This window comes from uncultured Faecalicoccus sp., from assembly GCF_944327125.1.
Lineage (GTDB): Bacteria > Bacillota_I > Bacilli_A > Erysipelotrichales > Erysipelotrichaceae > Faecalicoccus.
Genome location: NZ_CALVGO010000010.1, coordinates 1 through 20,676, shown reverse-complemented (window position 1 = coordinate 20,676; position 20,676 = coordinate 1). Strand labels below are relative to the sequence as shown.

At 42.6% G+C, this 20,676-nt stretch carries 23 protein-coding genes and 1 other annotated feature; all 23 genes read right to left on the bottom strand.

Translation table 11 applies throughout. The annotated features are described in order from the left end of the window. Positions 1–906 (bottom strand): N-acetyl-gamma-glutamyl-phosphate reductase, encoded by a 906-nt coding sequence (gene argC, locus Q0K03_RS02450; protein WP_297237353.1) that lies wholly within the window; start codon positions 904–906, stop codon positions 1–3. Next, positions 893–2,287 carry an argininosuccinate lyase gene (gene argH, locus Q0K03_RS02445; protein WP_297237351.1) on the bottom strand — a complete coding sequence of 465 codons (1,395 nt, stop codon included), beginning with the start codon at positions 2,285–2,287 and terminating at the stop codon, positions 893–895. Before argH ends, argC begins: the two co-directional genes overlap by 14 nt. Then, positions 2,287–3,525: an argininosuccinate synthase gene (locus Q0K03_RS02440; protein WP_297237349.1), complete on the bottom strand. Its 1,239-nt coding sequence runs from the start codon at positions 3,523–3,525 to the stop codon at positions 2,287–2,289. Before Q0K03_RS02440 ends, argH begins: the two co-directional genes overlap by 1 nt. A gap of 101 nt (positions 3,526–3,626) precedes the next feature. Continuing rightward, positions 3,627–3,832, bottom strand: a binding site (T-box leader). Positions 3,833–3,922: 90 nt separating this feature from the next. Continuing rightward, positions 3,923–4,813, bottom strand: a complete 891-nt coding sequence (gene tsf / locus Q0K03_RS02435; RefSeq protein WP_297237347.1) for a translation elongation factor Ts — start codon at positions 4,811–4,813, stop codon at positions 3,923–3,925. 27 nt (positions 4,814–4,840) lie between these two features. Continuing rightward, the gene (gene rpsB / locus Q0K03_RS02430; RefSeq protein WP_297237345.1) at positions 4,841–5,764 is read right to left on the bottom strand and encodes a 30S ribosomal protein S2; all 924 of its coding nucleotides are present in this window, start codon (positions 5,762–5,764) and stop codon (positions 4,841–4,843) included. Between the two features lie 146 nt (positions 5,765–5,910). After that, the gene (xerA, locus tag Q0K03_RS02425; protein WP_297237343.1) at positions 5,911–6,822 is read right to left on the bottom strand and encodes a site-specific tyrosine recombinase/integron integrase; all 912 of its coding nucleotides are present in this window, start codon (positions 6,820–6,822) and stop codon (positions 5,911–5,913) included. Continuing rightward, entirely contained in the window at positions 6,815–8,110 is a 1,296-nt protein-coding gene (gene trmFO, locus Q0K03_RS02420) for a methylenetetrahydrofolate--tRNA-(uracil(54)-C(5))-methyltransferase (FADH(2)-oxidizing) TrmFO (RefSeq protein WP_297237341.1), read from the bottom strand. The genes xerA and trmFO overlap by 8 nt, the downstream gene beginning before the upstream one ends. Then, a complete protein-coding gene (topA, locus tag Q0K03_RS02415) occupies positions 8,107–10,233 on the bottom strand; it encodes a type I DNA topoisomerase (protein WP_297237339.1) in 2,127 nt (708 codons plus the stop codon). Before topA ends, trmFO begins: the two co-directional genes overlap by 4 nt. Positions 10,234–10,287: 54 nt before the next feature. Then, positions 10,288–11,028 carry a DNA-processing protein DprA gene (dprA, locus tag Q0K03_RS02410; RefSeq protein ID WP_297237337.1) on the bottom strand — a complete coding sequence of 247 codons (741 nt, stop codon included), beginning with the start codon at positions 11,026–11,028 and terminating at the stop codon, positions 10,288–10,290. A gap of 37 nt (positions 11,029–11,065) precedes the next feature. Next, positions 11,066–11,677, bottom strand: a complete 612-nt coding sequence (locus Q0K03_RS02405; protein ID WP_297237335.1) for a ribonuclease HII — start codon at positions 11,675–11,677, stop codon at positions 11,066–11,068. Further along, a complete protein-coding gene (gene ylqF, locus Q0K03_RS02400; RefSeq protein ID WP_297237333.1) occupies positions 11,667–12,521 on the bottom strand; it encodes a ribosome biogenesis GTPase YlqF in 855 nt (284 codons plus the stop codon). The genes Q0K03_RS02405 and ylqF overlap by 11 nt, the downstream gene beginning before the upstream one ends. Positions 12,522–12,529: 8 nt before the next feature. After that, positions 12,530–13,225 (bottom strand): signal peptidase I, encoded by a 696-nt coding sequence (gene lepB, locus Q0K03_RS02395; protein ID WP_297237331.1) that lies wholly within the window; start codon positions 13,223–13,225, stop codon positions 12,530–12,532. An 80-nt stretch (positions 13,226–13,305) separates the two neighbouring features. Beyond that, on the bottom strand, positions 13,306–13,653 hold the full coding sequence (rplS, locus tag Q0K03_RS02390; RefSeq protein ID WP_297237329.1) for a 50S ribosomal protein L19: 348 nt from the start codon (positions 13,651–13,653) through the stop codon (positions 13,306–13,308). A 92-nt stretch (positions 13,654–13,745) separates the two neighbouring features. Beyond that, positions 13,746–14,474 (bottom strand): tRNA (guanosine(37)-N1)-methyltransferase TrmD, encoded by a 729-nt coding sequence (gene trmD, locus Q0K03_RS02385; RefSeq protein WP_297237327.1) that lies wholly within the window; start codon positions 14,472–14,474, stop codon positions 13,746–13,748. After that, a complete protein-coding gene (gene rimM, locus Q0K03_RS02380; RefSeq protein WP_297237325.1) occupies positions 14,471–14,959 on the bottom strand; it encodes a ribosome maturation factor RimM in 489 nt (162 codons plus the stop codon). Before rimM ends, trmD begins: the two co-directional genes overlap by 4 nt. A 38-nt stretch (positions 14,960–14,997) precedes the next feature. Beyond that, complete coding sequence (locus Q0K03_RS02375; protein ID WP_297237323.1) at positions 14,998–15,246, bottom strand: KH domain-containing protein; 249 nt, start codon at positions 15,244–15,246, stop codon at positions 14,998–15,000. Next, positions 15,246–15,512, bottom strand: a complete 267-nt coding sequence (gene rpsP / locus Q0K03_RS02370) for a 30S ribosomal protein S16 (protein WP_297237321.1) — start codon at positions 15,510–15,512, stop codon at positions 15,246–15,248. Before rpsP ends, Q0K03_RS02375 begins: the two co-directional genes overlap by 1 nt. 78 nt (positions 15,513–15,590) lie before the next feature. Further along, entirely contained in the window at positions 15,591–17,009 is a 1,419-nt protein-coding gene (gene ffh / locus Q0K03_RS02365) for a signal recognition particle protein (RefSeq protein ID WP_297237319.1), read from the bottom strand. A 19-nt stretch (positions 17,010–17,028) separates the two neighbouring features. Further along, positions 17,029–17,514, bottom strand: coding sequence for a GNAT family protein (locus tag Q0K03_RS02360; protein ID WP_297237317.1), 486 nt, complete (start codon positions 17,512–17,514; stop codon positions 17,029–17,031). Then, positions 17,505–18,446, bottom strand: coding sequence for a glycosyltransferase (locus tag Q0K03_RS02355; RefSeq protein WP_297237315.1), 942 nt, complete (start codon positions 18,444–18,446; stop codon positions 17,505–17,507). Before Q0K03_RS02355 ends, Q0K03_RS02360 begins: the two co-directional genes overlap by 10 nt. A 12-nt stretch (positions 18,447–18,458) precedes the next feature. Next, positions 18,459–19,187, bottom strand: a complete 729-nt coding sequence (locus Q0K03_RS02350; RefSeq protein WP_297237313.1) for a hypothetical protein — start codon at positions 19,185–19,187, stop codon at positions 18,459–18,461. 17 nt (positions 19,188–19,204) lie between these two features. Then, positions 19,205–20,512 carry a 23S rRNA (uracil(1939)-C(5))-methyltransferase RlmD gene (gene rlmD, locus Q0K03_RS02345; protein ID WP_297237311.1) on the bottom strand — a complete coding sequence of 436 codons (1,308 nt, stop codon included), beginning with the start codon at positions 20,510–20,512 and terminating at the stop codon, positions 19,205–19,207. Next, on the bottom strand, positions 20,497–20,676 hold a 180-nt coding region (locus Q0K03_RS02340), incomplete at its 5' end, for a hypothetical protein (RefSeq protein ID WP_297237309.1). The genes Q0K03_RS02340 and rlmD, both read right to left, overlap by 16 nt.

Below are 20,676 nucleotides of genomic sequence, written 5' to 3'. Positions count from 1 at the left end.
TTATAACCGTAAGCCCTTTGTTTCCTGGATTCCTAACATAAGATTCATATTCTGGATCGCGGCCCCGCAGGCCCCTTTTCCAAGATTGTCGAACACAGCGCTGACAAGAACCTGACGGTCATTGCCGCTGACAACAATTTCAAGTGTATCCTTATCTTTCATGGAATTTGCCGAAAGATAGCCTTCATCCTGGAACAGGACACGCACAGTATCCTGAGGATAAAAAGATTGATAGAAGGAGTAAATCTCTCTGGCGTTTCCTTCAAGCATCACACTTGTCAGCATACCGCGGTAATAATCATTAACGATGGGTACAAACAAAGGTTCTCTGTTTAAATGACAGATCTGTTTCATTTCTTTTAAATGCTTATGTTCCAAGGACAAGCCATACAAACGAGGCGCCTGTAAAAGTTCGGTTTTATGCGTCTGGTATTCTTCGATCATCTTTTTTCCGCCGCCGGAATATCCAGTCAAAGAAGTACAGCGGATCAAAGAAGAAGAGGATACGATCCCCTTTTGAACCAAAGGATACACAACGCTGATAAAACCGGTGGCATGACAGCCTGGATTGGCAACACGATAACTGGAAGCAATGGCCTCTTTATGTGGAGGCGAGAGTTCAGGAAAACCATAATCCCATCCCTCTTTTGTTCGGTGCGCTGTAGAAGCATCAATTACTTTTGTATTGTCCGGAATCCAGTTCATCGCTTCTATGCTGGCCGAATCCGGTAGGCATAAAAAGATCAAATCCGCTTGTGCCATACATTCCTGACGAATGAAATGATCATGGCGCTTATGTTCGGGAATGATCAACAATTCAATGTCATCCCGCTGTTTTAACCGGTCGAATATTTCCAAACCTGTCGTTCCATACTGGCCATCGATATAGATTTTAGATCGATTCATGAATCTCACACTCTTTCAAAAACAATTCCAAATTTTGGATCTGTCGTTTTACTTCGTCTGGACTGGGTCCTCCCAAACTGTTTCGTTTGGTTACACACGTGATCAAGTCTAAGGCTTGATAGATATCTTCTTCAAATAAAGAAGAAAAACGGTGGAATTCGTCCAGATCCAAATCGTTCAGCGACTTTTTCCGATCAATGGCGTAGCTGACCATTTCCCCGGTGATCTTATAGGCATCCCGGAACGGCATTCCTTTTCTTGTCAGATAATCTGCACAATCGGTCGCGTTGATATAGCCTCCCAAAGCTGCCTGATGCATATTTTCTTTATAAAATTTGGCTGTTTGAAGCATGGGAATCATCACCTGCAGGGAATGGATCACGGTGTCGAGAAGATCAAAAAATGCTTCCTTATCTTCCTGCATGTCTTTGTTGTAGGCTAGACACAATCCCTTCTGCATCGTGAAAAGGGTGAGCAAATCCCCATAAACGCGGCCTGTTTTCCCGCGGATAAGTTCACAGACATCCGGGTTCTTTTTCTGTGGCATAATACTGGAACCCGTCGAAAAGGCATCATCCAGTTCCATAAAGCCAAATTCAAAAGAACACCAGAGTATCATTTCTTCACACATCCTTGATAGATGCATCATCAAAATGGAAGAAGCACTGCCGATCTCTAAACAATAATCCCGATCACTGACGCCATCGATAGAATTGTCACAAGGTTTTTCAAAGCCCAATTCACGGCACGTAAAATACCGGTCGATCGGATAGGTCGTGCCAGCCAGGGCTCCCGATCCTAAAGGCATTTCATTCATCCGATCGTATGCATTTTCAAAGCGCTTATAATCTCTGTGAAACATATTGCCGTAGGCCATCCAAACGTGGGCCAGTGTTACCGGCTGTGCTCTTTGAAGATGGGTATAGCCGGGCATGATCGTTTCCGTATGCATTTTTGCGCTTTCACAAAGCGTTTGAATCAGACTCCCGATCAATTTCTGAATGATCTTGACATTTTCCTTTGTGTACAGTCGAAGATCCACAGCTACCTGATCGTTACGAGAACGTGCTGTATGCAGCTTTTTGCCTGGATCTCCGATTCGCCGGGTCAGTTCCTGTTCCACAAACGAATGAATATCTTCGGCCCCTTCCATAACCAGTTTTCCCTGTTCGATATCGTTCAGAATGGATTTCAATCCGTTCTCGATTTTCAAAAGATCGTCATTGGAAATGATTTTTTGTCTTGCCAACATTTTGGCATGGGCCAGTGATCCCTGGATATCCTGAGCATAAAGGCGAGAGTCAAAAGGAAGCGACGCATTGAGCTGATCCAGAAGAACATCGGTTTCTTTTGAAAATCTGCCTGTCCATAGTTTTGCCATTATTCGACTCCTGGAAAATTTTCCACTTCTTTGGCCTTGATGGCTCTCACTTTTAAAGGAAGACCAAATAAGTGGATAAAACCGGCAGAATCACTTTGATCGTAACAGTCATCTTCATCAAATGTCGCCATTCCGGCACTATACAAAGAATATGGACTGGTTACAGAAACAGGAAGAATATTTCCTTTATACAGCTTTAAGACAACGTCGCCCGTGACCGTTTCCTGAGTGCTGGTCACAAATGCACTCATCGCCTTTCTTAATGGGGTGTACCATTGTCCGTTATAAACAAGATCGGCAAACTTCAAGGCCAGCGACTGTTTAAAGTGCTGCGTTTCCTTATCCAATGTGATTTCTTCTAATTTTTCATGCGCCTTATATAAGACCGTACCACCCGGGGTCTCATACACGCCACGGCTTTTCATTCCTACCAGACGGTTCTCCACAATGTCCAAGATCCCGCAGCCATTGGCACCGCCTAATTCATTCAACTTTTCAATAACCTGTGTCGGTGTCATCGTAACATCATCGACTTTGACCGGTACCCCTTTTTCAAATGTAATCTTGACCATCGTAGGAGCATCCGGTGCATTTTCCGGAGACACACTCATTTCTAAGAAGCCAGGTTTATTAATCGGCGCTTCATTGGCAGGGTCTTCAAGATCCAGTCCTTCATGGCTGAGATGCCATAAATTCTTATCTTTGGAATAGTTGGTTTCTTTGTTGATTTTTAAAGGAATATGATGTTTCTCGGCATAAGCAATTTCCTTTTCTCTGGAATTGAGTTCCCAGAATCGCCAAGGGGCAATGATATCGATTTCCGGTGCAAAAGCCTGAATCGCCAGTTCAAAACGAACCTGATCGTTTCCCTTTCCTGTACAGCCATGACAAATCGCATCCGCACCTTCCTTTTTGGCAATCTCTACGATTCTTTTGGCAATAATAGGACGGGCAAAGCTCGTTCCTAACAGATATTGTTCATAGCTTGCTCCTGCCTGCATGGTAGGAATGATATAATCGTTTACAAATTCCTCGGTCAGATCTTCAATATAGAGTTTGGAAGCTCCTGTTTTCAGTGCTTTTTCTTCCAGACCATCCAATTCGGTTCCCTGTCCTACATTGCCGCTGACCGCAATGATCTCAGCACCATAGTTTTCTTTCAGCCAGGGAATCAATACCGAGGTATCCAACCCGCCTGAATATGCCAATACGATTTTTTTATATGTTTTCTTTTCCATGTCCATTCTCCTCCATTTTTTTATTTTTTACTCATAAATACGATTCCATCGTCGGACTTTCTGTTTCATGATCGATCCTCCTCATAAAAAAAACGTCCTTAAAAAAGGACGTTGAACACGCGGTACCACCTTAATTCCATTTACATTGTAAATGACCCTCATCGATAACGCAGAATTGCGTCTATGCCTCATAAGATTTCGACATAGAAGCTCCAGGACACGTTCCAGAACATTTTTTATGGCTTGCACCATCCGCCAATTCTCTAGAAAAAAGAGGTTCTGTACTCCTTCCCTTCATCACTATGGGTCCATTATACATGTTTATGAAACATTTTCAAGTATATTTTCATTATTTTCATTAATTTTCATTTATATATAAAAAAAAGAGGTAATAAAATTACCCCTTGATTTGTGACATAACTTCTTCTGCGAAGTTTTCTTCACGTTTTTCGATACCTTCACCTGTCTGGTAGCGAACGAAGCAAACTGCGCTGCATCCGTTTTCTTTCAGGAACTGTCCAACTTTCTGTTTAGGTTCCAGGAAGTATTCCTGATCATTTAAGCAAAGATCTTTAAAGTGTTTGTCGACTTTCCCTTTCAAGATTCCCTGAAGTACATTTTCAGGTTTGTTTGCCATTTTTGGATCGTTCTGCATCATCTGTAACTGCAATTCACGTTCGTGTTCAACCACTTCTGACGGAATTTCATCCTGGCTTACATAAGCTGGAGACATAGAAGCTACCTGCATCGCAATATTTTTTGCGATCTGTGCATCCTGTGTTCCCTTCAATACAACAACGCTGGAGATCTTTCCACCCATATGCATGTATGTACCGAATACTTCATCATCCTGTTTTGTGATGACATTGACACGACGGAAAGAAATTTTTTCTCCAATCGTAGCCGTTGCGTTTGTGATCACATCTTCTACGCTTCCTTCCGCTGTGTTCACTTTTAAAGCATCTTCCAAAGTGGCAGGTTTTGCCTCTAAAAGTGCAGCCTGAAGAACATCCAATACGTGCAGGAACTGTTCGTTCTTGGCAACGAAGTCTGTTTCCGAGTTTACTTCGAAGATCACCGCATCATTACCCTGGCTTGCGACACGTGTCAGACCTTCAGCGGCGATACGTCCGGCTTTCTTCTCTGCTTTTGCGATTCCCTTTTCACGGAGCCAGTCAACAGCTTTTGCGATATCTCCATCGCATTCTGTCAGGGCTTTTTTACAGTCCATCATTCCGGCACCGGTTTTTTCACGTAATTCTTTTACTTGACTTGCGGTAATAGCCATGATTATTCTCCTTTTCTCATCTAATCATTATTCAGCTTCTGAAGTTGTTTCCTCTGCAGGAGCTTCTTCTTTTGTTTCTGGTTTTGCTTCTTCTTTTTGAGCTGGTTTGTTGAAACGACGGTTACGGCGTTCGAAGTTTCTCTTACGTTTTTCTTCGATACGCTGACGACGTCTTCTTTCGTTTTCCGCAATCTGCTGTTCAACGTTTTTGATTACGTCATCCATCGTTACATCTTCTTCTGTATTGTCCAAGAAAGCCAGTTCAAGAACGCCGCCCTTGGCATCTACGATGGCATCGGCCAAGATCGTCAGCACCAATTTGATAGAACGAGCCGCATCATCGTTAGAAGCAATTGGATAGGTTGCATCTTCTGGATCACAGTTTGTATCCAGCATCGCAAATACAGGAATACCTAATTTTTTGGCTTCTGCTACGGCATTGTGTTCTTCTTTTGGATCCACAATGATCACAGCATCCGGCAGTTTCTTCATTTCTTTGATTCCGCCTAAGCTGCTTTCCAGTTTTGCCTTTTCCTTGCGCAGGTTGGCTTGTTCTTTTTTCGTATAGACTTCAATTTTTCCGCTGGCTTCCATCTCTTCGATCTCAACCAAACGTTTAACACGTTTCTGGATCGTACGGAAGTTCGTTAAAAGTCCGCCCAGCCAACGTTTGTTGACATAGAAAGAACCTGAACGTAATGCCTGTTCTTCTACGATTTCCGCAGCTTGTTTTTTTGTACCTACAAAAAGTACTTTTCCTCCGCGTTCACTGATTGCTTTCAATTCTGCATAAGCATCTTCGATCTGTTCGATCGTCTGGTTTAAATCTACGATATAAACCCCGTTACGGCTGGTATAGATGTAAGGTTTCATCTTTGGATTCCAGCGGCGAGTCTGATGTCCGAAATGTACACCATTCTCTAACAATTTCTTCATTGATACAATTGACATAATAGTCCTTCCTTTCCGTTACTCCTCCATCATTTCGAACGAGTGCAACACTTAAAATGCACGGGCACCCGAATCCATGATGTGTGTATTTGCGCTTTCACGCTTGTTCATAATACCATGTCAAAGACCCGATTTCAATGGACTTTTTACCTTTTTATGCCCTGATTGGCCAAAGGATGCGCTTTTTGATATTCTTTTAAAAGTTTTCCGGATGACAAGTGCGTATAGATCTGTGTGGTCGACAGACTGGAATGGCCCAACAGCTCCTGCACGATACGGATATCGGCCCCATTATCCAGAAGATGGGTCGCAAAGCTGTGGCGAAGCATATGCGGATGTACGTTCATATGCATACCGATCTCATCGGCATGTTTTTGCATCAAGTACTGGATCGAACGCGGCGTCATCGGATTGCCACGAAGCGAAACAAAGACCGCATCGGTTGAACGGGCATATTTTTCCCAATACCGCAAACGGTATTCCTGAAACGCCTGAATCAGCGCCGCATAAAAAGGAACCAACCTTTCTTTGCTGCCTTTCCCTTTGATGAGTAAAAAGCGTTCCTGAAGATGGACGTCTTCCCAGCATAGATTGACGGTTTCACTCAAACGCAAACCACAGGCATACATCAAAGTAAATATCATACGATCCCGGATAGAAGCGGGTTTGGAAAGATCGTACGAATCCAAAAACGTTCGAATCTCTGAGACAAATAAGAAATCTGGGATCTTACGATTGTTTTTGGGAGCGTGTATAGAAACCATCGGATTGTTCTGGATACCGATATATTCATTTAGATAACGATAAAAAGAACGGTATGTACTTAACTTTCTTGCGATCGTCGAATTTTTGGCCAGAGAACCATCCTTTAGCTGGCGGCAGTTTTTTAAAAAGTCCAGAAAAGTCAGACGATCCACTTTTTCAAAATCATCGATGCCCTGAGCCTGTAGAAAATCACGCAGCTGGTTTAGATCTCGACGATATGCATCCATCGTTTTTTCCGATTGCGAATGCTGATGATAGACATACTGCAGAAAGCGTTCGATCAACTCATCCATTGACTATCTCCGAAATCTGATCGATACGTTTCAGCGCCTGCTCCAGGATCTTTTCCTTGCGAACTGATTTTTTACATTTCTCTGTTAAAGATACAATACCGAAATTGGCATTCATCGGCTGAAAATGCTCCGGTGTACAATGCGTGATATAGTGAGCCTGACTTCCCATGATACAAGTATTGTCAAATACGATCGGCTCTTTTTTCTGGATAAACAATGCCATATTGATGCCCGCAATCAAACCGCTGGCACAAGATTCCACGTATCCTTCGACCCCCGTCAGTTGACCGGCAAAAAACAAATCCTCTCGTTTCAGTGACTGATAGGTTTCCCGTAACACTTTAGGAGAACAGATAAAAGAGTTTCGATGCATTACACCATAACGGGTGATCTTCAGATTCTCCAGTCCGGGAATCAACGAGAAAACACGGCGTTGTTCCGGCCAGGTCAAATGCGTCTGAAATCCTACAATATTATATAAAGAACCTGCTACATTATCTTGTCTAAGCTGAACGACCGCAACCGGATGATGCATGCTGTCTTTTTCCAGGCCCACAGGCTTCAACGGTCCAAACAACATGGTTTTCTTTCCGCGTCTGGCCATTTCTTCGATTGGCATGCAGCCTTCAAAGACCTTGAGTTCAAAATCATGCATCTTTACACATTCGGCATGGATCAAGGCATCATAGAAACGGTCAAACTCTTCCTGATCCATCGGGCAGTTGATGTAGCTGGCCTCGCCCTTGTCGTAACGCGACTTAAAATACGCTTTGGAAAAATCAATGGAATCTTTTTCGACAATAGGGGCAGCCGCATCATAGAAGTGAAGCGGATCCTGGCCCAAATATCGATCAATTTCCTGTGCCAGAGCATCACTGGTCAAAGGTCCGGTACAAAGAATACAGGGTCCTTGCGGAATTTTCGTGATTTCCTCACGGACCACTTCAATGTTTGGATGGTTTTCAAGCATCTCTGTAATTTTCTTAGAAAACAAGGTTCGATCCACAGCCAGTGCACTTCCGGCAGGAACGCTTGTCTGATCCGCAACGCGAATCACTAAAGAATCCAACCTGCGCAGTTCTTCCTTCAAGATCCCTACCGCATTGTTCAAGGCATTGGAACGAAGCGAATTGGAACAGACAAGTTCGGCAAAATCTCCACTATGAAAAGCCGGACTTTTTTTATCCGGCCTCATTTCGATCAGTTTGACTTTGATTCCTCTTTTGGCACATTGCCAGGCTGCTTCGGATCCGGCAAGCCCGGCGCCTACAATCGTCACTTGACTCATTTATTCTTTGTCTCCTTTTTGATATATCGGCATTTTGGATAATTGCTGCAGCCAATAAAGGTCGTTCCAAACCGGGATTTTCTCTTAACAAGTTCATGGCCGCACTCCGGACACATTTCACCGGTCGGTTCCGGTTTTGCCTTTTCTTTAAGAGGCACGATCGTTTTACATTCCGGGTAATTGGAACAAGCCCAGAAAGGTCCGTAGCGTCCTTTTTTGATAACCATCTTCGCCCCGCAGTTTGGACAAAGCTTTTCTTCCTGCGGCTGTTCCTGATTCATTGGCTCTTCTTGATTTTCTGTATACCGGCATTTCGGGAAATTGATGCAGGATATAAACTTTCCATACTTTCCATTCCGGTATACCAGCTCTCCGCCGCATTCCGGACAGACTTTTCCTACCCGTTCCAATTCCTTTTTAGGCATTTTCGTATAAGCATCTTCGACCAATGGAGCAAACTCATCATAGAAAGTATGCATATACTCGATTGGATCGATATGTCCTTCGGCAATCTCATCCAGGGTATTTTCCATATTGGCTGTATATTCGACATTGATTACACTCTTAAAGTATTCCTGCAGTTTTTCATCGGTCAAGATTCCCTGCTCGGTAGGGAAAAAGACTTTTGTTTTCGTTGTTTTATCCGGATCCTGCATCAATTGCGAATAATCTCTTTTCTGAAGTGTATCAATGATCATCGCATAGGTGCTTGGACGGCCAATCGATTTTTCTTCGAGTTCCTTGATCAGTCTGGCTTCTGTATAACGGGCCGGTGCTTCGGTAAAATGCTGTTTGGCTTCCACCGGAACATCATGAAAAGTCTCTCCCTTTTCCAGCTCAGGAAGCAAATCATCTTTTTGTTTTTCATACTTGCTGTAGGCCTTGAGATATCCGTCAAAAGTCAAAGCCTGGCCGGAAACTGCAAATTCACAGCCATTGCAGTCAAACTTCACGTTGGTCACGCTGAAAACGGCATCGCTCATCAAATACGCAACCGTACGGGCATAGATCAATGAATAAAGACGATGCTGTTCCGAAGAAAGATACGGCTTGACTCTTTCTGGCGTATTTAAAATATTCGTAGGACGTATCGCTTCATGGGCATCCTGTGAATTCTTAGAATTCTTGGCATGAACCTTTCCTACATATTCTTTCCCATATTCTTGTTCAATATAAGACAAGGCGTCTTTAACAAACAAATCGCTCAATCGGGTCGAGTCACTACGCATATACGTGATCAAACCTTCCATCTGGCCCCCTAAATCGATACCTTCATAAAGTTTCTGTGCAATGCTCATGGTCCTTTTGGCACCAAATCCCAGCTTGGTGCTGGCTTCCTGCTGCAGTGTCGACGTCGTAAAAGGAAGGCGGGCCTGTTTTTTCTTGGAGCGGTTGGTCAAAGATGAGATCACAAAAGGAGCCTGACATCTTTGAACGATGTCTTTTGCCTGCTCTTCCTTTTGAAGTTTTGGTTTTTTTCCGTCTACTTTATTCAAAACAGCCTCAAAATTCTGACGGCCCTTTTTCAGATCCGCATGGATCGTCCAGTATTCTTCCGGTTTGAAATTCTTGATTTCTTTTTCTTTTAATACGATCAAATGCAACGCCACCGACTGCACACGTCCGGCCGATTTGGACTGAATCTTATTCTGTAAAAGCTTGCTGAGCTTAAAACCGATGATACGGTCCAACATTCTACGTGTTTCCTGAGAATGCACCAGATCCATATCAATATGCGTCGGTTCTTTGATTGCCTCCAGAATGGCGGGTTTGGTGATCTCATGGAAAATGATACGTTTGGTCTGATCAAGATCCAGATCCAGCTCTCTGGCCAGATGCCAGGCAATCGCTTCTCCTTCACGGTCCGGGTCACTTGCCAGATATACCGAATCGGATTTTTTTGCCAGCGCTTTTAACTCTTTAACAGTGTCCTTTTTATCTTTACTGATTTTATATGTTGGTTTAAAGTCATGTTCCACATCAATCCCCAGTCCTTCTTTACCCGAAGTGGCAAGGTCACAGATATGTCCTTTACTGGAAACCACTTTAAAATCTTTTCCTAAATACTTTTCAATCGTCTTTGATTTCGAAGGCGATTCCACAATGACTAAATTCTTCCCCATGTCTTCCTCCAATTATTCGATAGTTATCAAACAATAAAAGTTTCGATTTGTCAATTATAATTCTTCCAGATCTTTTTGATTTACGATGATTTGCGCCCCGCTTTGAATCAAATAATTACATCCCTGGTATTCTGTATCTGAAAAAGCACTGGGAAGACAATACACTGTTTTTGACAGCTCCAAACATTGTTTGACCGTATGCATCGTTCCACTTTTGTACTTTGCCTGGATCACGATCAAACTTTTAGAACAGGCAGCAATCAAACGGTTACGCCACGGAAAATGTTTAGAGAGAGGCAAAACACCCATAGGATATTCACTGACAATCAAATGATCTTTGCGCATGATCTGATACAGTTCTGTATTTGATTTTGGATAGATTCGGTCGATTCCGCATCCGATAAATCCGATCGTTTTACGATCCAGAGCACATCGATGTGCCATCGCATCCACCCCTGAAGCAAGTCCAGAGACAACCACATACTTTTTCTTTACGATCTCTGCAACTGTCTGGGTATCCTTTATTGCCTGGGCCGTGCAGTTTCGGCTGCCTACGATACCGATGCCTTCTAAATACAGATACGACAGATTCCCCTGATAAAACAAGATCCAGGGCGGATAGCGAAGCCTTAGAAAACAGGACGGATAGTCCGAATCCAGGATGGTGATATACGGATAACGATAATGAACGATCTTATAGTCATCTTTATCCCGAATGGAATGGGCAATTTGAAACCAGTCGCCCTGTGTTTGCAGGGCATACCATAAAATAGCTTCTCTAGTGATTTTTTTCATATATATATATACGAAAAAAAAGGATAGAATCGACTTTCTATCCAAATAATTTGATTTCTAATTCTTTTTGAACCGGACCATAGGATCTTCGATGACAAGGAAGAACACCATATGTCTTTAAAGCCTCAAGATGGGCTTTTGTCGGATATCCCTTATGCTTCTTAAAACCATACTCCGGATACTTTTGATCCAGTTCTACCATGATGTGGTCTCGGGTGACTTTGGCCAAGATACTGGCAGCGGCAATGGAAATGGATTTGGAGTCCCCTTTTACGATGGCTTCATACTCTCCCTGATAAGAAGGCAACTTCATCGCATCGCTCAGACAATAATCACAAGGGGCATCCTTGGCAATCTGGACCATCGCATCCTGTGTGGCCCGATAAATATTTTTCTGATCGATTTCTTTTTCCGAAATCACAAGGATCTCAAACCATAAGGCTTCTTCCTGGATCTCATGAAAAAGGGCTTCCCGTTTCTTTTCACTCAGCTTTTTTGAGTCATCAATTTCAGGATGCAGATAGCCTGTCTCAAAAATACAGCCGGCCACAACCAGAGGTCCGGCAATCGGACCACGGCCTGCTTCGTCCATTCCCAGGATCAGAGGGTATTCATTCCAAAGTTCATTTTCCAAAGGATTACTGATCATCGGGCAGCTCCCAGGTCAGCGGACCTAATTTATCCTCACGGATATCTTTGACAAAGGAACGGACCAGACGATTTTCGTCGATCTGTCCCTTTTGAAGATAACCTCTTTTGCGGGCAATGTTTTCGAGAGTTTGCCATGGCGTCGTTTCATCCACTTGATAGATTGATGCCAGTAAACCCGGTTTTGTATCTAAACACCACTTGCAGGCATACATCGCCAACTCTTCGATGTTTACGACTTCATCGCGAATCGACCCCAAAAGTGCCAGACGAATCCCAATATCCTGATCATCAAATTTGGGCCATAATACACCTGGCGTATCCAGCAATTCCAAAGATGACGACAGTTTGATCCATTGAAGTGATTTGGTAACACCAGGGCGATCGGCGGTCATGGCCGCTTTTCGCTTGGCCAGAGTATTGATAAACGTGCTTTTCCCTACATTGGGAATTCCGCATACCATCGCTCTTAACGCACGGGGACGAATCCCTCGCCGCTTTTGTTTTTCAATCAACGCACTGCAGATTTCATTGGCTTTCTCGACCAAAACCTTAAAATAAGAATCATGGATCAGATCCAGCGTTAAAACGGTGCAGTTTTCTTTCTCTAACGCTTTTTTCCACAAGTCGCTTGCCTTGGGATCGGCTTTATCTCTTTTTGAAAGAATGATCAGACGAGGCTTATTTTGGATCAAATTCTCCAACATGGGATTTTTACTGGAAAAAGGGATTCGGGCATCCCGAATCTCAATCACAAAGTCTACTTTCTTTAAATTTTCCTCCATCTGACGTTTGGCTTTGGTCATATGGCCGGGAAACCACTGAATCTGTTTTTGATTTGACATGATGTGTCCTATCCTTTGATTCCAAATTCATCAAATGGAAGCAAGATCAAAGTCCCCACTCCATAGATCTGACTTTTCTTAATGACACCAATCGAACTGTCTCTTGAATCTTTGGAAACAGGACGGTTATCTCCCATCACAAAATATTCATCATCCCCTAAAGTAACTTCAGGGAAGTCTACATATTCAACGATGGTTTTTCCATCTTCACTTTTTGAAACTTGTTCGATCTGGTTGAAATATCCGTATTCCTCCCGACACTGTTCGATATAGTCCGGATCGATATAATCATCTTCCTCAATGATGGTTCCATTGATATAGATCTCGTCATCAATACAGGAAACTGTATCTCCCGGCATTCCAATAACTCGTTTCACGATCTGGATCTCCTGCATAGATGATTTGCCCTCGTCATCGGTGACTTCTTGTTCCGTGGTCACAACAACGATGTCATAACGATCGATTTGCGATAACCAGGCGCTGGCCAGGTTGGTAAAACCAAATTCGCCATCCTGCAGTGTAGGATCCATACTTTTTCCATTCACTTTGATAGGATGGGCAATAAAATTCATAAAAATCAGTATGACAATTGCCGTAATCGCAAAAACCTTGATAAAGCCAAGGACGTCTTCTAAAAGAGTTCTTTCATCTTCTTCGTTATATCGATAAGCTGCTTTTTTTTCACGTTTGTTCGCTTTTCTCATTTTCTAAACCCCATTTCGTTTCTATTGTGTATTATACACTAATCGGCAAAAAGAAAAAATGCCGATTTCTCGGCATTGAATTAGCGTACTTCTTTAAGACGAGCAGCTTTTCCGGAACGACCGCGTAAATAATGCAATTTATTACGACGAACCTTACCGTTACGAACCACTTCAATTTTATCAACGATTGGTGAATGCAATGGGAATTTACGCTCAACACCTACACCATTGGACATTTTACGAACAGTAAATGTTTCAGAAATACCGCCGCCAACTCGTTCAATGACAACTCCTTCAAAAACCTGGATACGGCTCTTGTCCCCCTCTTTGATACGTACGTGTACACGAACGGTACTACCAGAGCGGAATGAAGGAATATCCGTTTTCAGCTGTGATTTTGTGATTTCGTTAACTAAATTTAAATTCATCTTTGTTCCTCCTTTTCTTCCATACGGCTAGCTTGTTCATTCACACATCGTGTCAGCGGAACAATACCGTGCAATAATGCTTCAAAATAATATCATAGTTGATCTTCGTTTTCAATCATTTTTGAAAGAAATGTTCGATCTTCCTCGTCCAGATCTGCGGTTTCCAGTAAATCAGGACGATGGAGCCATGTGTTCTTCAGAGCCATTTGCCGGCGCCATTTTTTTATATTGGCATGATGCCCGCTCAACAAGACATCCGGCACCTTTTTCCCATCATAGATTTCAGGACGAGTATATTGCGGATATTCCAGTAAACCGTTGGAAAACGAATCGTCTTCAAAACTATCTTGACGAATCGTGCCCGGAAGAAGACGAAGGATCGCATCACACATCACCATGCAGGCGGGTTCTCCTCCCGTCAGTACAAAGTCTCCTAACGAAAGCTGCATATCCACATAGCTTCGAATCCTTTCATCGAAGCCTTCGTAGTGTCCGCAAATAAAAATCAGATGCTCCTTTAAAGCCAGATCTCTGGCAACGGCGTGTTTAAAGGTCTTTCCCTGAGGGCTCAATAAGATCACCGTACTTTCCGGCGTGCGTACACTGTTTAACGCATCGATCACCGGCTGGCACATCAATACCATTCCGGCCCCGCCTCCATAGGGAGTATCGTCCACATGGCCATGTTTTTCCTTGGTAAATTGACGAAAATCAATGCATTCGAACTCGAATTTTCCAGCGGCATAGGCCCTTCCGATAATGCTGGATCCTAGCAGTGTTTCAAAGTATTCGGGAAAAAGCGTCAACACGGTAATTTTCATCGGAGCCCCTCCATGTCTTTAAAATAAATAATACGGTTTTCTTTATCTACATTGGAAATAAAGGCAGGAACAAAAGGAAGCAGGAATGAAGACTCTTCGTCTTGAACGCGCAATACGATATGCGTTCCCGTTTCAAGGATATCCACCACACATCCGGCAGAAATTCCTTTTTCATCGATAACCTGACAATCCATCAGCTCGTGATAATAATAGACGCCTTGTTCCAAAGATGGAAGGTCTTCTTTTCGAATGAACAAATCAAATGTTTTATATTTTTGTGCCTCATCAATATCTTTGATCTCTTCAAATTTCGCATAGCCAAATCCTTTTTGCATGCGAAAACCAGTCACCGTTAATGGCTTTCCATCCTTCAGATATAAAATTCGCCCCTGACGGAAACGATCCTTTACATCATCGGTCGTCAGATAGATCTTGCATTCCCCTTTTAGTCCATGTGTATTGATAATCGTACCCACTTTGATCATAAATCTCACCCTTAAAAAAATTAGGATGTTTTCACATCCTAGTATGCTTCAAATTTAACAGAAATCCTTTTCTTTGTATCTCGTGCGGCAATCGACATCATCTGACGGATGCTGGTTGCCATCATGCCTTTTCGGCCGATCAGACGAGCCACGTCTTCACTGTTGGCGTAGACATACAACAACACTTCATTTTCATTGGTGCTTGTCATTGTCTTTACAGAAAGTGCATTGGCATCATCAACTAACGGCAGGCAAAGATCCATTAATGTTTTTTCTAAATCTACCATTACTTCTTAACCATTTTAGATTCGTGGAATTCTTTCATGATCCCTTCTTTAGAAAGGATAGAACGAACTGTATCTGAAGGTTTTGCACCATTGTTCAGCCATTTCATGGCCAACTCTTTATTTACAGTGACTTCAGATGCGATCGGGTTGTAAGTTCCCACTTCTTCAATGATTCGTCCATCACGAGGACTTCTGGAATCTGCAGCTACGATACGGTAGAAAGGACGTCCCTTTTTACCCATTCTTTTTAAACGTAATTTAACCATATATAAATACCTTCCTTTTCGTTGCCTAGACAATTTATCATAACAAAAATAAAGTGTCAAGCATTTTTGCTTGACATTCTATTTTTTCTTCTTCTTTTTCTTGGACTTCTTCTGCTTCTTGCTGCCCGCATGTTTGCTGGTGCCCTGAAGGCCGCCCCCTCTTTGCATTCCCTGCAAAGCACTCATATTCGGCATTCCGCCAGAAGACATCATCTTTGTCATCATCTGCATCTGTTCCAGCTGAGAAATCAGGCGGTTGACTTCCATCACCTTTACCCCAGCCCCTCTGGCAATACGTGTTTTACGGCTTGCCTTCAGACAGGATGGATTTTCACGTTCGTAAGGTGTCATAGATTCAATAATGGCACGAGAACGCTTGAAAGAATCATTCATCTTTTCATCATCGATCTTATTGACCATTTTTCCCAAGCCCGGAATCATCTTCAGCATATTCTGCATGGAGCCCATCTTCTGCACCTGACCAAACTGATCCAGCATATCGTTGAACGTGAAGATTCCTTTTGACATACGGTTGACCGTTTTCTTCTGGACTTCCATATCCAGTTTTTCCTGGGCCTGTTCCACCAAAGTAACGATGTCCCCCATGCCAAGAATTCGATCGGCCATACGGTCTGGATGGAATTCTTCCAGGTCCTCCACTTTTTCTCCGTTGGATACAAACAATACCGGCACATCGGTTATGGAACGAACCGACAACAAACCACCGCCGCGGGCATCGCCATCCATCTTAGTGACTACGAGCCCTGTAATGGAGAGCTTTTCGTTAAATTCACCGGCAACAGTGACAATATCCTGCCCCGACATGGCATCCACGCTCAAGAGAATATCATCCGGCTCAACGATGGCCTTCATTTGTGAAAGCTCATCCATCAATTCCTGATCCACATGCAGACGACCCGCCGTATCAAAAATCACAAGGTCTTTTTGTCTTTCTCTGGCATAGGCCAAAGCCTGTCTGGCCGTTTCAACCGCATTGACCGATACGCCTAAAGAGAATACCTCTACATCGATGGAAGCCCCTAAGGTCTGCAGCTGTTCAATAGCCGCCGGGCGCACCACGTCACAGGCTACTAAAAGCACACGTTTTTTTAACTTGTCTTTACAGAATCGGGCAATCTTGGCACTGGCTGTTGTTTTACCAGTCCCCTGAAGACCCACCATCATCAAAGTGGAAATACCGCTTTTCTTCAAATTCAGACGGGCATCTCCATCCCCAAGCAATTTCTGGATCTCATCGTGAACGATCTTAACGACCATCTGTCCTGGATTGACAGAGTCAATCACTTCCTGTCCTAAAGCTTTTTCTTTAACAGAGGCAATAAAATCTTTAACGACGGTATAGTTTACATCCGCTTCCAACAAAGACATGCGCACTTCCTTGAGCATGTCGTTCATATTGGATTCCGTCAGTTTCCCCTGACCGGTAATATTCTTCAGCGCTTTGCTTAATCGATCACTTAATGATTCAAAAGCCATTTTCTTCACTCCAAACTAATTATCGAACGGCCTGAAAAGCCAGTCTTGGCTCATTGACCTCTAACAATACGATCGTTCCTGTATGAACAAATCCATTTCTCTTTAAAAGATTCTGCATAGGTTGATTGTCCTCATGCGTATCCATACGAAGATTATGGATTTTCTCAAAACAAGAATCGATGATTTTCTGACCCACATGAGGAACCCGTCCTCTTGTGGCAATGCGATGGATCACTCCATAAGGCTCATCATTGAGCCATTGTCCATCAATTTTCTTATAGTTGGGATCTTCCCCAATAAAAAACACAAAACTGCCTTCGACTTGTCCATCGATCTCATAGACATACAGCCGGTCTTTTTCCATATCCTTTAAGAGAATCTTTTTACTTGGATAGCCTTCTTTCCATTGTGTAGGATTGCCCGAAGCCCTCATAAAAGCACGAGCCCTGGCATAGATTTCCATCAAGACATCCATATCTTCTAATGTCGCGTGTCTTACAGCCATTCGTTAAACTCCTGGGCACTTTTCTTGGACCACCCGTAACGCACTGCACAAAGATTCTTAAAAAGTTCATAGGCCAAATGTGTAAAAGGATTTACGTTTTTCCAGTTTACAGAACACGGTGTATATTTCGGTCTTTCTTTTTTTGTGTAATACATAAAGATTGTATATAAGATCACAAAATCACTATTGACCAAATGCGTGTCGTATTTAAAGTTCTCTTCCGGATAGAGTCGGTGCAGATAATTTTCCTGATATTCATACGCCCGGCGCATATCGTAAGCCTCTTCCAGATCCATATGATGGGTCAAAGAACCCGTATGCTGAACATAGTGATAAAAACGCTTCGGCGTACACCCGATCCGCGCAGCATTGTTGATGGCCTTAAAGATCGTATAAGTATCTTCAAAACCACGCAGAGATTCTGGAAAACGGACATTGTCAAAACAAGACTTTTTAAAAAGCTTGGCCCACGGATAGTTGTTCATCCCTTTGTTTTCAGCCAAAGAGCGCAGTGCTTCCATCTTCGTCAAAACCGGTTTTGTTTCCACTTTACGGTAAAACGACCCCAATCGATAATCCATCGAATAACCGCAGCAAACGATGTCACAATCTCTTTGGATCATGATGTTCATCATGGTCTCCAATGTCTTGGGATGAATGTAGTCATCACTGTCCACAAACATCACATAGTCACCCGAAGCATGTTCCAATAAACGATTTCGTGTAGTGGAAATACCGGCATTCTTATAGTTATATAAACGTATACAGTCATGACGTTCTGCATACTTCTGTGCAATCTTTTGGGAATGATCCTTCGATCCGTCGTTTACGATCACGATTTCAAAATCTTTAAACGTCTGTCCTAATATAGAATCCAGGCATCGAGAAAGGTAATCGCCTACATTATATACAGGAACCAGAATACTGATCATAGAAAGTCCTCCTTAGCTAAAAAGCATTTTTAAAACTTTCTTTAATAGTTTATTAAAAATGCTAACACAAATCAATAGCCAAATTGTCCACGCCATAACACCTGCTAAGTCGATATTTAAGCGTGAAAACTGCATTTTATAACCCACTCCAGCAGAAATCGAAGTTAAGATCTCTGCCATAACCACGACCTTGAACCCCAGTGATGAACAAGTGATCCAGCCAGAAGAAATCGCCGATTTCAATTCCGGAACATACACGTATTTGATCTGAGTAAAAAGAGACTGCGGATAAATGATCAAAAAATCATGTCTCTTCATTTGAATGTCCTCAATGGATTCAGCCAGATTCTGATAAAAAATTGGAAACAGCAGCAAAAAGGAAACCACATAGATGCTCATTTCCCGATTGATCCAGAACAAAAGAAGAATCACAAAGGTCACATTGGGAATACTTCTTATAAAAAGAAGAATCTGATCAAAATAAGGGCGAACGCCTTTATAGTGAGTCATGACAAACGAAAGAACAAAAGCAAACAGAAAGGACAATGTCACCGAAAAAACAACACGTATCAAAGTGATTCCCAAAGACTGATACAGTTCCGTAGAACAAAGCTGTGAAACCATTGTTTGTCCTACCAGAATGGGATCTGGCAATATGATCGAATTATCGATCACATACGAAGCCAACAGCCATATAATAAGAATCGTCAATAAAAATCCTATCCATTGTCTCAATCTCATAGCTTCTCCTTCCTGTCTTACTTTTTCTTTTCTAAAAGGCACACCGTCTCGACATGCTGGGTCTGAGAAAACATGTCAAAAGGCTGCACCGATACGATATGATATACCTGTTTTAATTCCTTCAAATTCTTTGCCAGGGTGGAAGGATTGCAAGAGATATAAATCAACTGTGACGGCTTTTTCTTTAAAATCGCCTGCCGCATCGAGCTGTCCAATCCGCTTCGAGGAGGATCCACGATCAGACACTCCACCTTGTCCCTGATTTTTAAAAACGCATTGGCCGCATCATCACAGACGAATGATACGTGTTCCAGATGATTGTTTCTGGCATTCTGATTGGCATTGATCACGGCATCTTCTATCACTTCGATTCCCAGTACCCGCTTGGCCTTGGAAGAAACCATCAGGCTCATCGCTCCAATCCCGCTGTAGGCTTCCACGATAAAACGGCAGGGCCTGACCAGACTTTGAACATAATCATACAGTACAACAGCCTGCCTCGTATTCAGCTGATAAAAAGAGCGCGGCAATAAATTCAATGTATACTGGTGAAGATGAATCTTCATATCTTTGTCTTTTGCCAGGTGTCGCATCGTTTTCCCAAAAATATCGATACTGGAATCCGTCTTGATGCTTTGCCAAATCGATCCAACCGGCTTTAACTGACTAACTTCCTGAATAAAGCTTTCCTCAAGATCCATGTCGCCCGTTACGAAGATCACCTGTACTTTTTCTTCAAATTCTTTTAAGACCAGAGTACGGATACCGGTTTTTGTCTTACTGTCATATTCCTTGAGATGGAATTGATTCATCAAACTTTCGATTTCTTGACGAACTATCTCCAAATTTTTCTGATGTACGATACAACGAGGCAAGGGAACAAATTGATTGGAACGATTTTGATACATTCCGATTCGAATCACTTGATCAACCATCTTGACGGGCAACTTGCAGCTGTTTCGATATCCCAGTACTCTTTCATTCTTGATGATTGGTGCTATCTTTTTTGTATAACCGGCATACTTGGCCAATGTCTGTTTTAAGATAGCCTCCTTCATCTTACATTGTCCCTTATAATTTACATGCATCAAGGAACAGCCCTGACATTCCTGAACCTGACAAGGGCGTGAATGCCGTAAATTGGATGGCTGTATAACGTTTTCCAATTTCCCTATCTCATATTTTTCTTTTTCTTCTGCAACAGAGAATTCTACCAGTTCGCCGGGAATCGCCCCATCGATAAACACAGGTTTGCCTTTGATATAGGCAATTCCTTCTCCGTTGATACCCCACTTTTTAATCGTTGTCTTCACACTTTTCTCCATATTCTAATTATAAAATCAAAAGTTAACGTTAAAGAATCCAAAGTCTTAACTTTTTCTAAAGATTCTTTTTTAGTTTTATAGCGGTAAGGCGTCATTTCTAACAGTTCCCACACCTCTTTGACCAAAAAAGTTTTCTTGATATTTCTTTCTTCCTGGCACACAAA